Annotated in this window: 12 protein-coding genes; all 12 read left to right on the forward strand. The window is 52.1% G+C overall.

Annotated features, from left to right (window positions below):
- Positions 1–64: 64 nt before the first annotated feature.
- The 12 genes from G3M78_08680 to G3M78_08735 all read left to right on the forward strand — a co-directional run bounded on the left by G3M78_08680 (position 65) and on the right by G3M78_08735 (position 13,632).
- Complete coding sequence (locus tag G3M78_08680; GenBank protein QPJ65461.1) at positions 65–2,449, forward strand: SUMF1/EgtB/PvdO family nonheme iron enzyme; 2,385 nt, start codon at positions 65–67, stop codon at positions 2,447–2,449.
- A 173-nt stretch (positions 2,450–2,622) separates the two neighbouring features.
- The gene (locus G3M78_08685; protein QPJ65462.1) at positions 2,623–3,975 is read left to right on the forward strand and encodes a response regulator; all 1,353 of its coding nucleotides are present in this window, start codon (positions 2,623–2,625) and stop codon (positions 3,973–3,975) included.
- A 5-nt stretch (positions 3,976–3,980) separates the two neighbouring features.
- Positions 3,981–4,790 (forward strand): motility protein A, encoded by an 810-nt coding sequence (locus G3M78_08690; GenBank protein QPJ65463.1) that lies wholly within the window; start codon positions 3,981–3,983, stop codon positions 4,788–4,790.
- A 2-nt stretch (positions 4,791–4,792) separates the two neighbouring features.
- The gene (locus tag G3M78_08695; GenBank protein ID QPJ65464.1) at positions 4,793–5,605 is read left to right on the forward strand and encodes an OmpA family protein; all 813 of its coding nucleotides are present in this window, start codon (positions 4,793–4,795) and stop codon (positions 5,603–5,605) included.
- 82 nt (positions 5,606–5,687) lie between these two features.
- The gene (gene ribD / locus G3M78_08700) at positions 5,688–6,761 is read left to right on the forward strand and encodes a bifunctional diaminohydroxyphosphoribosylaminopyrimidine deaminase/5-amino-6-(5-phosphoribosylamino)uracil reductase RibD (GenBank protein ID QPJ66814.1); all 1,074 of its coding nucleotides are present in this window, start codon (positions 5,688–5,690) and stop codon (positions 6,759–6,761) included.
- 35 nt (positions 6,762–6,796) lie between these two features.
- Positions 6,797–7,447, forward strand: a complete 651-nt coding sequence (locus G3M78_08705; GenBank protein QPJ65465.1) for a riboflavin synthase — start codon at positions 6,797–6,799, stop codon at positions 7,445–7,447.
- A 127-nt stretch (positions 7,448–7,574) separates the two neighbouring features.
- The gene (locus G3M78_08710; GenBank protein QPJ65466.1) at positions 7,575–8,783 is read left to right on the forward strand and encodes a bifunctional 3,4-dihydroxy-2-butanone-4-phosphate synthase/GTP cyclohydrolase II; all 1,209 of its coding nucleotides are present in this window, start codon (positions 7,575–7,577) and stop codon (positions 8,781–8,783) included.
- Positions 8,784–8,793: 10 nt separating this feature from the next.
- Positions 8,794–9,258, forward strand: a complete 465-nt coding sequence (locus G3M78_08715) for a 6,7-dimethyl-8-ribityllumazine synthase (GenBank protein QPJ65467.1) — start codon at positions 8,794–8,796, stop codon at positions 9,256–9,258.
- Between the two features lie 5 nt (positions 9,259–9,263).
- Positions 9,264–9,692: a transcription antitermination factor NusB gene (gene nusB, locus G3M78_08720; protein QPJ65468.1), complete on the forward strand. Its 429-nt coding sequence runs from the start codon at positions 9,264–9,266 to the stop codon at positions 9,690–9,692.
- A 9-nt stretch (positions 9,693–9,701) separates the two neighbouring features.
- A complete protein-coding gene (locus tag G3M78_08725) occupies positions 9,702–10,430 on the forward strand; it encodes a metallophosphoesterase family protein (GenBank protein ID QPJ65469.1) in 729 nt (242 codons plus the stop codon).
- 145 nt (positions 10,431–10,575) lie between these two features.
- Positions 10,576–12,294 (forward strand): AMIN domain-containing protein, encoded by a 1,719-nt coding sequence (locus tag G3M78_08730; GenBank protein ID QPJ65470.1) that lies wholly within the window; start codon positions 10,576–10,578, stop codon positions 12,292–12,294.
- A gap of 15 nt (positions 12,295–12,309) precedes the next feature.
- Positions 12,310–13,632, forward strand: coding sequence for a ribosome biogenesis GTPase Der (locus tag G3M78_08735; GenBank protein ID QPJ65471.1), 1,323 nt, complete (start codon positions 12,310–12,312; stop codon positions 13,630–13,632).

Below are 13,632 nucleotides of genomic sequence, written 5' to 3' on the forward strand. Positions count from 1 at the left end.
GATAGTTTGGTTTTTGATTTTATTGATGATCGCATGCCTTACAACTCAACTGAAATAATACAGAATGTCTGAAGACAACAGCCTGGTTCCACGACCTGAAGACGAGTTGCCCGCGGTCCAACTTCTGCCTGAAGAATCTCAGGGCTGGGTCATCGAGGTCTACCGCAAACATTGTCTGAGGCAGGTGAAGTCCCGGCTGGAAGCGTTGCTGGGAACGGGGCGGGGGAGAAAGCGTCGTTTGCCCCAGGTACTGCTGGATGACAATGCGGTCGATTTTCGGCAGAGTTTGCACGAACAGGTGTATCCCACGCCGCGCGCGATTAACGAACCGGTCTGGGAACTTGGCAATGGCAAAGTATTGCTTCAGGCGCCTTCGGGAATGGGCAAAACGGTTTATTTGTTGATGCAGTTGGAAACTCTCCTGGAGAATCAACCTCACCCGCTCTATCCGGTCCCCGTTTACCTTCACCTCGGCGCGCTCAAGGAAGGGGAAGGATTCCAGAATTTGTTCGCCTCGATTCATGACGTGATTTTGCAGACGGTTCTGAAAGAGCAGGAAGACGATCCCGACCTGTCTCTGGATGAAAAGCTGTTGTTGTCGACGATCCAATCGCTGGCGCGGCAAAGCCTTCTGTTCATCGCGCTGGACGGCGTTGAACTGCTCCATGCCGACGACCGTTTTCGCGTCTATTTTGAAACCTTTGTGGAAGACCAGTCCTACCGCAGTAATTTTGTTCTGATGGCGGCGCGGCGTTTGTGTTTTGGCGCTTTGGCGACGGATTCTATTTTGCAGAGGGGCAAAGACGGCGGCTTTCTGACATCCTTTCAGGCTCTTGATCCGAAAGATCGCGAAACGTATCTGGACGACGACGCGGCGCGCAACAAGGCTCTGGAAGGCTTGGCCAAGTATTCGTCTGAATTGCTCGACACCCCTTTGATTCTTAAAATGATTAAGGATGTGAACGAGGCGGAAGAGGCCGAGCCCTTACAGATTCGCGGCGATATCTACGCGCGCTGGATCGAGCGATGGAAGGCCCTGCATGAAGACCCGGCGGATGCAGAGAGTCGTCTGGCGACGCTGAAACGGGTTTCGCTGGAGCTGGCCCTTGAAGGCAAGTTCCAACGCTACGACTTCGAAGATACTGGATTCGACAAAGCGGACGACGCGGAGGCGGGTTTCCTCAAAAAGGGCGAATGTTTCGACCATTTGATTGAAGCATTTTTGAACCAGACAGAAACGCGCTGGGAATATCGTCACCCTTCCTTTCAAGAGTATTGGACGGCAAGAGCGATGGCGGAAGGCGCCGACTGGCAGACCCTGGTGCGTGAGCATTGTCGCGAAACAGGCTGGGAGGAGCCGATCAAGTTTCTGGCGGGAATGGTTTCGCCCAATCAATTGTTCGACATTTTAATCGAACGCGGCGCTCTGTTTCTGGCGGGTAACTCTGTGAGGGAAGCGCCGGGACTGAGCGAAGACCGGGCTTTGCTGATCGGTCAGTTGCTGAAATATCAGTGCAAGGAAGAGTTCCCGCAGTTTTCACGCTGTCGCCTGATCGACGTCAAGGACGTGATCGAAGCCAATGACCGGAAGAAATTAAGCGATTTGTGCGGTCGATTGCTTTTGCGTGAGAATAGAGATTGCCGCATTTTGTATTCCGTACTCGAAACCTTGCTGGCGCTCCATGGCATCGACTGGGTGGATTGCATCGATCGCCTGGACTTTAAATCTGTGAACGCTTTGCCCGAATTGAAAGGCTTCCTTGCCGAAGCGAACGATGCGCAGGCGGTCGACCTGAAAGCGATGCGGAATTTTGGCGAAATGGTCACCGTCGCCGAGGGAAAATTCATCTGTCAGGATGAAAAGGATGTCGAGGATCAGATCCATATCAGCGAATACTCGATCATGAAATACCCGGTCACCAACGCACTGTTCCGTCAGTTCGACCCCAATTTCAAGCCGCGTTTTCCGAAGTATTCCTGCGAAGACGACCAGCCGGTCATCGGAGTCAATTATTACGAAGCCACGGTATTCGCCTTGTGGTTCGGCAAGCGTCTGCCCATCGAAATGGAATGGGAAAAAGCCTCGCGCGGCGTGGACGGTCGGGATTACCCCTGGGGAGAGGCTTCGGGCTACCAGATCGGCTACACGAACACCTGCGATTTCATGGTGGGGCGCACCACAGCGGTCAGGGAATTCGAGCATGGCGTATCGCCTTACGGCTGTTACGATATGTCGGGGAACGTCTGGGAATGGTGCACGCAACGCTTTGGACCGCGCCATACAACGCAAAAGACGGTGCGCGGCGGCTCCTGGTTCAATTACATGGTGTACTCCAAATGCGCATTTCGAAACTCGTTCAGTCCTGAAGAACGCAATTTGTCGGTCGGTTTTCGTTGTGTTTCTCAAGCGATGACGGAAATAGATGAGGGCGAAGAAGATGATTGGTGATTTAATCCGAATTTTTCCGTTATAATGATTTAAAACATAGAGTTCCATTTGTCTCAGCCCAAAGACTAAAGAAATGGAATCTGTGTCCGTTAGGCAAGATAACCCTATTTTTAACGTGACCTTAGATTAAAGAAGGTTTTCTTCCGAAAACCTTTTTGTTGGAGATACAACGCTTGGACATCACAAAAAACGCCAAAAAGTTTTTATGCATCGACGATGATCGCACCTTGCAACTCATCGTCAAGCAAATCCTGGGAAAAGCGTTTGGACCGCAAATGCTTGAACTGTCTCAGGCGGTCACCGGCGAGGAAGGGTTGCGCTTGGTTAAGGACATGCAACCGGACATCATTCTTTGCGATATTCAGATGCCGGGGATGGACGGCTTTGAAGTCTGTAAAAAAATCCGCCAGTTCCAGCCGCATTGCGCGGTGATTCTCATGTCCGCTTACGATGCGGAGAGCGACAACGCGATCAAGGCCAGCGAAGTGGGGGCCGACGCGTATCTTTCCAAACCGCTCAAAAAAGGCGAACTGCTCTTCGTCGTCAATTTCGTGATGCGGGTCGCTCATTTGAACGACGCGATTTACGAAAAAAACAAGCAGTTGGAATCCTCCCTTGAACAGCTCAAACAATTTCATCAAAAACTCGCGGCGCTGAACAATGAACTCATCGCCGACAAGCGAAGACTGGGCGCCAGTCTGCGCGACATGACGGAGTTGAACCGTCAGATGGAAGAAAAGAACACGCAGATTTCTTCGATGGTCGAAGAGTTGGCGAGCCGTTCGGATTCCACCGTCGGCGTTCTGGCCAGCATCATCGAACTGAATCAGTCCGGGCATCGCGGTCATTCCGATCGCGTTGCAGACATGGCGGTTTTCATTTCAGAAAAAATGAATTTGACCGATTATCAGGTGCGCAATATCAAAACGGCGGCGCAATTGCACGAATTAGGAATCGTCGCTTTGCCGACTAAAGAAAAACGCGATGAAGCCGCGGACGAATCCGAAAATAGAGCGTTTTCAAGTCATCCCCTGGTGGGCGAAATGTTATTGAAGGGCTACCCGGGATTCGAACTCGTGGCCGACATGATTCGCCATCTGCATGAGAATGTCGACGGAAGCGGTTCCCCTGATGGACTCTACGGAGACCGCATTCCCATCGGCTCGCGCATCATCGCCTGCGCCAGTTTTTACGATCACGCAAAAATGGCCAATCCTGAGTCGACCATCGATTCGGTTCTGGAAGAAATGGACGGCAAGTCGGGCATGATATTCGACGAGACGGTTCTGGGGCATCTATCGGAGTACGTGAATTCCGTGGATACGGAAGGCGTTGAGAAAACTATGGATTGTACGGTCTTTGCACTGGCCGAAGGAATGGAACTGGCGACGGATATTTTCTCCGAATCGGGCATCAACCTGCTCCGAAAAGGCACAGTGCTGAACAAGGAAATTTTAAGTAAGGTGCTTAAATTTCACAATATGGACCCCATCGCGGGAACTATCAAAGTTAAACAACCTCAATAAGACTTATGGATCTAGCCACATTTATAGGAATTTTTGCCGGAATCGGTCTGGTTCTGGCGTCTATTTTAATGAACAGCGGTCTGGATCTGTTCTGGAGCGCCCCGTCTGCGGCTATCGTCATTGGCGGCACCGGCGCGGCGATCATGATCGCGTTTCCGCTCAATGAAGTCCTGCGCGTGATCGGTCTGGCGACGCGCGTGTTTCTGGTGAAGAAAGCGGATAACTATGTCCTCGAGAGCATGGTTTCGATTTGTAACGTCGCGCGAAAAGGCGGCGTGCTGGCGATTGAGTCCAAGTTGAAAGAAGTGGACAACGAGTTTCTTAAAAAGGGACTGGAGTTGACTGTTGACGGCAAGGACGAAGCGACGGTGAATTCGTTATTGAAAGCCGAGATCAAACAGATTCTGAAGTCTCATAAAGACGGTTGGGAAATTTTCAATCAGGCAGGCGCCTTTGCCCCGGCGTTTGGCATGATCGGGACCCTGATCGGTCTGATCCAGATGTTGTCCGACCTTGCGGACGTCGGTTCCGTTGGTCCCAAGATGGCGATCGCTTTGATCACGACCTTCTACGGAGCCGTCATGGCCAATCTGTTTTTTATCCCGATGACGGTCAAGCTCAAGCGAAGAAGCGCGTCGGACACTTTGGAAATGAATCTTGTTCTGGAAGGCATCAGTTATATACGAAAAGGCGTGAACCCCCGTTTCATGCAGGAAATTCTTGAGAACTATGTGGAATCGGCCGTCGGTAAGAAAGAGAAAAAAGAAGACAAGGGCGGGGGCGATAAAAAACCGGCTAAAGGCAAGAAGAAATAGTCATGGCTGAAAAGAAGCAGGAGAAACCCGCAGAGCCGCCTCCTAAGGAAGAGGATGTCGAGGAGGTTGAGGAGGTTTCCGAAGGCGCGCCGATGTGGATGGCGACCTTCGCCGACCTCGTTACCCTGCTGATGGTATTTTTTATTCTTCTGTTTGCCATGGGTACGATTGAAGATCAGAAGTGGAAGATGATTAAGGAATCTTTGAAGAGCGCCCTCGGTCAGGATGAAATTCCCGAAATGGGAACGCGCGAGGGGCTGGACGTTATTCAGGATGTGGTGGTGGAGGAAAAAACCATTCACGCCGTCGACGAAGTGGGCGCCATGGTCGCTAAAGAGGTGGAAGACATCGCCTCCGAAGTTGAAGAGTTTGTCTACAAGAATAAATTGTCGGGGCAGGTGGAAGTCTCTTCCGACGAACGCGGGGCGATCATCACGCTCTCCGACACGGTACTGTTCCCGGCGGGTCGGGCGCGCATGACCTATACCGGCTCCAAGATCATCAAGGAAATTTTTGACGTTTTGAAACAATTCGATTACGACGTTAAAATCGAAGGCCACACGGATAACGTGGCGATCAAGACGGAGCAGTTCCCGTCCAACTGGGAATTGTCCGCAGGTCGCGCCGCAGACGTCGCGCGAATGCTGGTGAACGCCGGCTTTCCGCCGAACAAATTGTCGATTGAAGGATTCGCGGAATACCGCCCCAAAGTTCCTAACGACAGCGTCAAAAACAGAGGCGTCAACCGGCGAATCGAAATCGTGTACCAGCGCGGAAGTATCCGTAAGAAAACGCTCGACATACTCCGGCGCTGAGGATCCATCGCGCCCGTTCGATTTAACGGCTTCCGCCTCTCTCCCTGCTCGTGTCATGAAGAAACATCAAGATGATTTTTATATGGAGATGGCCCTTGAGCTGGCTCTTCGCGCTCAGGGGCGCACTCACCCCAACCCCATGGTCGGCGCGGTGGTGGTGAAGGGCGGTCGTGTGATTTCGAAGGGATACCACAAACGCGCGGGCGGCGCGCACGCGGAGATTTCTGCGTTAAAAAAAGCGGGCGCACGAGCGCGTGGCGCGGAGTTGTACGTCACGCTGGAGCCGTGCTGTCATCATGGCAGGACCGGCCCCTGCGTCGAGGCGATATTGGCAAGCGGCGTTCGGCGCGTGGTGGCGGGCATGCGCGACCCCAATCCGCTCGTTAGCAGCAAGGGACTGCGCTTCCTTAAAAAACATGGCATTGAGACGAAAGCGGGCGTTCTCGAAGCGGATTGCCAGTCTCTCAACGAAATCTTTATTAAGCACATTACTACAGGGCGACCCTGGGTTATCCTGAAGGCGGCGATGTCGCTGGATGGGAAAATCGCTTCCCGTTCCGGTAATTCAAAATGGATCACCGGCGATGCGGCGCGACGCATGGTTCACGAGATTCGCGACCGTGTCGACGCCATTCTTGTCGGCGCAGGCACGGTGGTGAAGGACAATCCTCTGCTGACGACGCGACTGAGTTCAGGGAAAGGCAAAAATCCGATCCGCGTTATCCTGGATCACGAGGAAATCGTACCGCTTCGTTCCCGGGTTTTTCAGAACAGCCGCAGTGAAGGCGTGATCTATGTCGCAGGAGAATCCATGCGATTGGAGCGAAGGCAGGCGCTGGAGCGCAAAGGCGTTGTGGTGATGAATTTGAAGGTCAACCGCAATGGAATTCCTTTGAAACGTCTGATGCGGGAATTGGGCAAGCGCGAGATATGTTCCCTGCTGATCGAAGGCGGGTCGGAGGTGCATGCCAGCGCGCTTAAAGAAAAGATTGTGGATCAGGCCTATTTTTTTATTGCCCCTAAAATCATTGGCGGTAAGAGCGCGCCGGGTCCTGTCGGCGGCGAAGGCGTCCTGAAGGTGCGCAACGCCCTGCCGCTCAAGAACCTGTCGTTTCGCCCTGTTGGGGACGACTGGCTTGCGGAAGCGCGTTTCTGAATTTTTTAATATGAGACATAGCAGAAAGCGATTTTATGTTTAACGGAATTATTCAATATCTTGGCGAAATCGACCGCTTGTCGCTTCGCTCGGATTCGGCTGAGCTGATTGTGCGCGCCAGCAAGGAATTTGCTCCTTACGAGTTGGGCGAAAGTATCGCCGTTAACGGCGTGTGTCTGACGGTGCGTTCCTTCACGGATCAGACCTTTGTCGCTGATTTAAGCGGCGAAACGCTGAAGCGGACCGCATTCAACGCCGCCAGAGCGGGGCATTCCGTCAATCTGGAGCGGGCGATGACGCCTTCGCAGACGATCAGCGGCCATTTCGTCACCGGGCATGTGGATCAAACGGCGGTGATCAAAACCATTCAGCGCAATACGGGCGAGGTGATTTTTGCTTTCGAACATCCTGAAGATTTGAGCCGCTTTGTTGTGGAAAAAGGCTCCATTGCCGTCGACGGAATCAGTCTGACTGTGGTCGATTGCGAGCCGGGTCGATTTTCCGTGTCGATCATCCCCTTCACTCTGGAGCATACCAACCTGGGAAAACGCAGAATAGGGGACCGGGTCAATATCGAATGTGATATGATAGGTAAATACGTCATCAAAGCCTGTGAAACAATTTTAGGGCAAACAGACACTAAGAACGACGCGCTCTCCCGCTTGTTAAAACGTAGAGAAACATAAGATCGACTCCCCTGAATCAACCAGCGACTTGTTTTTGTCCCTGGTTTCAGGCGTTGATAGCGACTCTCAATCGTTGGCGGATGCTTCAGCAGGCGCGTCATTTTGTTAATGCATTTTAGGAGAACCCATGGATCCGTTCAGTTCCATACAAGAAGCTCTGGAAGAAGTCCGCGCCGGTAAAATGATCGTCATTGTGGATGACGAAGACCGGGAAAATGAAGGCGACTTGATGATCGCCGCAGAAAAAGCGACTCCAGAGGACATCAATTTCATGGCCAGGTACGGTCGCGGGCTGATTTGTCTCGCCATCACTGAAGAGCGAACGCGCGAACTGGGGCTGGAGATGATGGTCAAGACCAACGAGTCTGCCTTTGAAACTCCGTTCACCATTTCGATAGACGCGCGGGCGGGGGTGACGACGGGAATTTCAGCGGCGGACCGTTCACACACGATCCTGACGGCGATTGATCCCAACTGTTCAAAAAATGATCTGGTCTGTCCGGGGCATATTTTTCCTTTGCGCGCCCGCGACGGCGGCGTTCTCGTGCGTATGGGTCAGACCGAAGCGTCGGTAGACATGTCGCGTCTGGCGGGATTGAATCCTTCGGGCGTGATCTGCGAAATCATGAACGACGACGGCACGATGGCGCGGGTTCCCGACCTTAAAAAATTCATCAAGAAGCATCGTTTGAAGATGATCACGACCAAGGATCTGGCGGAATATCGCCTGCAACGCGAGGCCCTGGTTGAAGAGGCGGCGACCACCACCCTGCCCACGGAATATGGAGATTTCAAATCGGTCGTGTTCAAGAACCTGCTGGTCGACCAGATTCATGTCGCGCTGGTCAAGGGGGAGATCGATCCGAAAGAACCGACTCTGGTGCGCGTGCATTCGCAATGTCTCACGGGAGACGTGTTCGGTTCTTTTCGTTGCGATTGCGGCGAGCAGTTGCGCAAGTCATTGGAAATGATTGAGAAGGAAGGTCGCGGCGTGCTTCTGTATCTGTTTCAGGAAGGCCGCGGCATCGGCATCATCAACAAGTTGAAGGCCTACGCCTTGCAGGACCAGGGTCACGACACGGTTCAGGCCAATGAAGAGTTGGGGTTCAAGCCGGATTTGCGCGAGTATGGCATCGGAGCGCAGATTCTGAATAAATTGAACCTGGGCGAAATTCGCCTGCTCACCAACAACCCGCGCAAGATCGTTGGACTGGAGGGCTACGGACTGCACATCGTCGAGCGCGTGCCGATTGAAATCAATCCAAGAAAAGATAATTTGAAGTACCTGCGCACCAAGCAGGAAAAACTCGGGCATTTGTTGAAAAATATTTCTTAACAGGACGATCATGGTTGAATTTATTGAAGGCGGCCTCAACGCAGAAGGCTACCGCTTCGGACTGGTTGTAAGCCGGTTCAACGACATCATTACCAACGCGCTTCAGCAAGGCGCGATCGACGCTTTGGTGCGTCATGGCGCGGACGAAAAAAAGATCAAAGTGGCAAAAACGCCCGGCGCTTTCGAAATCACGCTGGCGGCGCAGAAGATGTGCGACTCCGGCGAGTTCGACGCGGTCATTTGCCTGGGCGCGGTGATTCGCGGCGGAACCCCGCATTTTGAATATGTGGCGGGAGAGACCTCTCGCGGCATTGGCGCGCTCGCGCGTTCAGCGTCGATACCTGTCGTTTTCGGCGTATTGACGACGGACAATCTGGAACAGGCGCTTGAACGATCCGGCGGAAAGTCCGGTAATAAAGGATGGGAGGCCGCAATGGCCGCCATTGAAATGGTCAACCTTTTGAAGAATATATAAGGACTATGGGAACGAGACGGTCCTCCAGAGAACTTGCCCTGAAGTATCTCTATCAGAAAGAATTCAACGACACCTCCGAGGAAAACCATTGGGAGTTGTTTTTTGCCAGCGCGGCAGGCGGAGAAGACGCTGAAGATTATGCAAAGCAACTGGTCCTCACGGCGCTGGACAAGCAAACTGCCATCGACGACGCCTTGAACCAGTTCAGCGAACACTGGACGCTGGATCGAATGGCGGTCATCGACCGTAATATTTTGCGACTGGGTTCCTGCGAATTACAGTTTTTCAAAAAAGTTCCCCCCAAGGCGGTTATCAATGAATGGGTGGAAATTTCGAAGAAGTATGGCAACGCGGACTCTCCGGATTTTGTGAACGGGATGCTGGATAAAATCTTTAAAAGCATTCAGTCAAAGATGGAACCCACCTTGAAATGAACTCCTTCCATGAAATACATTGTCTTTTCAGATATCCATTCCAATTGGGAGGCGCTTGAGGCGTTTCGCAAACTCATCGGGGGAATCAGCCACGACAAGCTGATATTCCTGGGCGACAGCGTGGGCTACGGAACGGACCCCAACCCGGTCGTGGACTGGCTCCGGGACAATGTCGATTTGTTTTTATCGGGGAACCATGATTACGCGGCGGTTGGAAAAATTTCCACGCTTAATTTCAATCCCTACGCTCATAAATCCACGATGTGGACGCGCAATCGCTTGAGCGAGGAGAACAAACAATTCCTCACGGATCAGCCCTGTATCCAACGCGAAGGCGATGTCTGCTGGGCTCATTCTTCGCCGCATGAGCCGGAAAAATGGCATTATCTGACCAGCGTCGAAGACGGGCCTGATAATTTTGCATCCTTCACCCAGTCCCTGTGTTTTGTCGGTCATACGCATCGCCCCTTAACCCTTGAGCAAGACGCAGAGGGCAATGTGAGCGCATTGCAGGATAACCCGTTTACGCTGAAACCGGATTGCCGATACATCATCTCTGTGGGGAGCCTGGGACAGCCGAGGGACGGAAATCCGGAGCCGGCATTTGTTGTTTACGACTCCGATTTGAGAACCGTTCAGTTGCACCGGTTCTGTTATGAGATGGAAACCACCCAGCAAAAAATCTCCGAAAGCGACCTGCCTGTCTATTTCGCCGAGCGACTGGTCTACGGAATGTAGAAAAAAGCTGTAAAAGCCCATTCTTGACGCTCGATTTGAAAAGTGGTATAAATACAAGTACAATGAAATTAAATAGTTATAGGATTTTTGGGCGGTTGGCGGTTTAGATTTACATCGGCAAAAATTGACTCCTTGAAAAAAACTCATGCGTTCCCGTATTTTTAAAAATACCTTCGCCTTTAAAATAATCATCTGTCTGCTTGCGTTTGCAATCCTGCAAGGACATTCGCTTGCTCTAGCGGCGGATCCATCCGACAGTTTGTACAATCAGGCGCGCAATGCCTTTTATCAGTTGAAGCGCTCGCCTGAGAAAATGGCGTTGAGGGATCAGTGGGTCAATTGTATCGATCGATTTTTGAAGGTATACGAAAAATATCCCAAGAGTTATTCCGCATACAAAGCCGTGTTCACCGCAGGGCAACTCTACGAGGATTTGTATTCGCGTTCGCGTCGGCAAAGCGATCTCGATCAGGCGCTGGCTTATTACGGTAAAGTGGTTTTGGCGTTTGAGCATGACCGCTTGAAAGACGACGCGCTCTACCATCGCGGCAACATTTATGTTCAGAAAAAGCAATACGCTCTGGCCGCCAGAGAATTCGAGCGAATCGTTCAGGAATTTCCCAAAGGCGATCAACGCGCCAACGCCGCTAAACAGTTAAAGACCGTCAGCGCCTACTTGCCCGTTGCGCAACCGAAGCCTCTCGCATTGCCAGCCTCGTCTTCTAGCATGCATCTGATCAAGGACATTGATTATGTGACGCAGGGGAATTATTCACGCATCATTGTGAAAATGGACGGACCGACGCGCTATGTGCAAAAGCGTCTGGAGAACCCGACGCGGGTGTATCTCGATATCGAAAAGGCGCGAATCGCTCCGGGTTTGGAAAAACCCGTCAATTACACAGGGCCTTATTTGAAAACGATTCGCTGGAGTCAGTTCGATTCAGACACGGCCCGTCTGGTGTTGGAACTCAACCCGGAAAGCCAGGCGCAGGCGCGATCCATCATCAAAGACAATCGTTTGATTATCCAGTTGGAGCCTGAAGACCAACCGATTCGCGTAGCCGAGGCGCTAGTCAAACCGGCTCCGAAGCCGAGCTCGCGGTCGAAGGAAAAATTAATTCCTCCGCCCAAGCAGGTTGCAGAGAAACCGCTTGCGCAACCGGCGGCGGTCAAAACGGTTCCGCTGGTGGTGCTTGACCCCGGTCACGGCGGAAAGGATCTTGGCGCTGTGGGTCGACATGGACTGGTGGAAAAAGAAATCAATTTGAAAATTTCCAAGATGGTCAAGCATCTGCTTGAGACGGAGTACAAGCTTCGGGTGCATTTGACACGCGACGACGACACCTTCATCCCGCTGAAAGAGCGCGGTCCGATTGCGAACCGGATGAAAGCGGATTTGTTTGTTTCCATCCATGCCAACGCGGCGAAGAGAAGAGCGGCGCATGGCATCGAGACTTACTATCTTGGACGGGGACTGAGCGAACAGGCGAAGGAGACCGCCGCGCGGGAAAATGGAGACCTGGTGTATTCGATTCCCGATGACCAGACGCAACAAATTCTTGCCGACCTGATCAGCAATAACAAGATGAATGATTCATCGCGTCTGGCGGGTCGCGTTCAGAAATATTTATATAAGAATGCTCGAAAAAAATACAAGACGGTCAAGGATCTGGGCGTCAAGGAAGGGCCGTTCTGGGTGTTGCACGACACCAATATGGCAAGTATTTTGGTCGAGGTAGGATTCGTCACTCATTCCCGTGAAGCATCCCGATTGCGAGACCCGATCTATCTTAAACTATTAGCCGGCGCCGTCGCCAAGGGTATCAGCGACTTTCTAAAAGAAAAAGGGCCGACGATTTAACAGGAGAAGCGCCCTATGCCCGCTCCCACCGTTGCCATTGTTGGCCGGGCCAATGTGGGGAAGTCCACGCTGTTCAATCGACTTGTAAAACGAAAGACGTCGATTGTGAACAACGTTCCCGGAGTGACGAGAGACCGTTTGTACGGTCAATCGGACTGGCTTGGGAAAACTTTCGATGTCATCGACACCGGCGGTTTTGACTTCGACCACAAGACCGAAATAGAACTTCAGATGATAGAGCAGGCGCGGATTGCAGAAACCGAGGCCGATGTTGTGATCGTCGTTTTGGATTTGACGATGGGTCTGACTCTGCCCGATCGCGAGGTGGTGCAACGTTTGCGTAAGGCGGGCAAATCATTTTTTGTCGCCGCCAACAAAGCCGATGTCTCGAAGGCGATGGACAATCTGTATCAGTTCAATGAACTGGGGGTGGATAACGTTTTCCCCATTTCCGCTGAACACGGTACGGGCGTCGCCGATCTTGCCGATGCCGTGGTCGGCTTACTGCCGGAAATGGAGGAAGAGGACGACGACCCCAATCTGATACGGATCGCCGTTGTCGGCAAGCCGAACGCGGGAAAATCGTCGTTGATCAATCAACTTCTGCATTCCAAGCGTTGTATTGTTTCGGAAACGCCGGGCGCGACGCGCGACGCGATCGACACGCGACTTGAGGAAAACGGACAAAGCTATTTACTGGTCGATACCGCAGGCATTCGGCGCAAGGGCAGGACCCGCGAGGTTTTGCAAAAGTTTGCCGTGATCATGGCGCTCAAGGCTCTGGATCGTTGCGATATTGCTCTGCTGATTATCGACGGCGAAGAAGGCATCACCGATCAAGACGCGCATATCGCCGGATACGCCAAAGACAAAGGTCGCGGCTGTATCATCGTGCTGAATAAATGGGATTCATTGAAGAAGCAGGGCGAAGGTTTGCCGGCTTACGAAAAGCAGATCAAACAGAAATTGAAGTTTCTCGATTACGCGCCTGTGATCGCGCTTTCGGCGTTGACGGGAGACGGCGTTTCCAAATTGTTGCCTCTGGTTCAGGAAGTCCACGCTCAATATTCCAAGAGCGTTCCAACGGCTCAGTTGAACGATTGTTTTGAACAGGCGATTGCAAAAAATCCGATGAGCAGTTACCGGGGAAAATTTATCAAAATGTTTTATGCGACGCAAATACGCAGTCAGCCTCCGCTGATCAAATGCTTTGTGAACTTCCCGCAGGGAATTCATTTTTCCTATCAGCGGTATTTGGCAAACAGTCTGCGGAAACGTTTTGGTTTTGAAGGGACCCCGTTGAAGTTGATTTTTTCAGGCAAAAAGGAAGGACGCTAG

This window comes from Candidatus Nitrohelix vancouverensis, assembly GCA_015698305.1.
In the GTDB taxonomy this organism is placed as follows: domain Bacteria; phylum Nitrospinota; class Nitrospinia; order Nitrospinales; family VA-1; genus Nitrohelix; species Nitrohelix vancouverensis.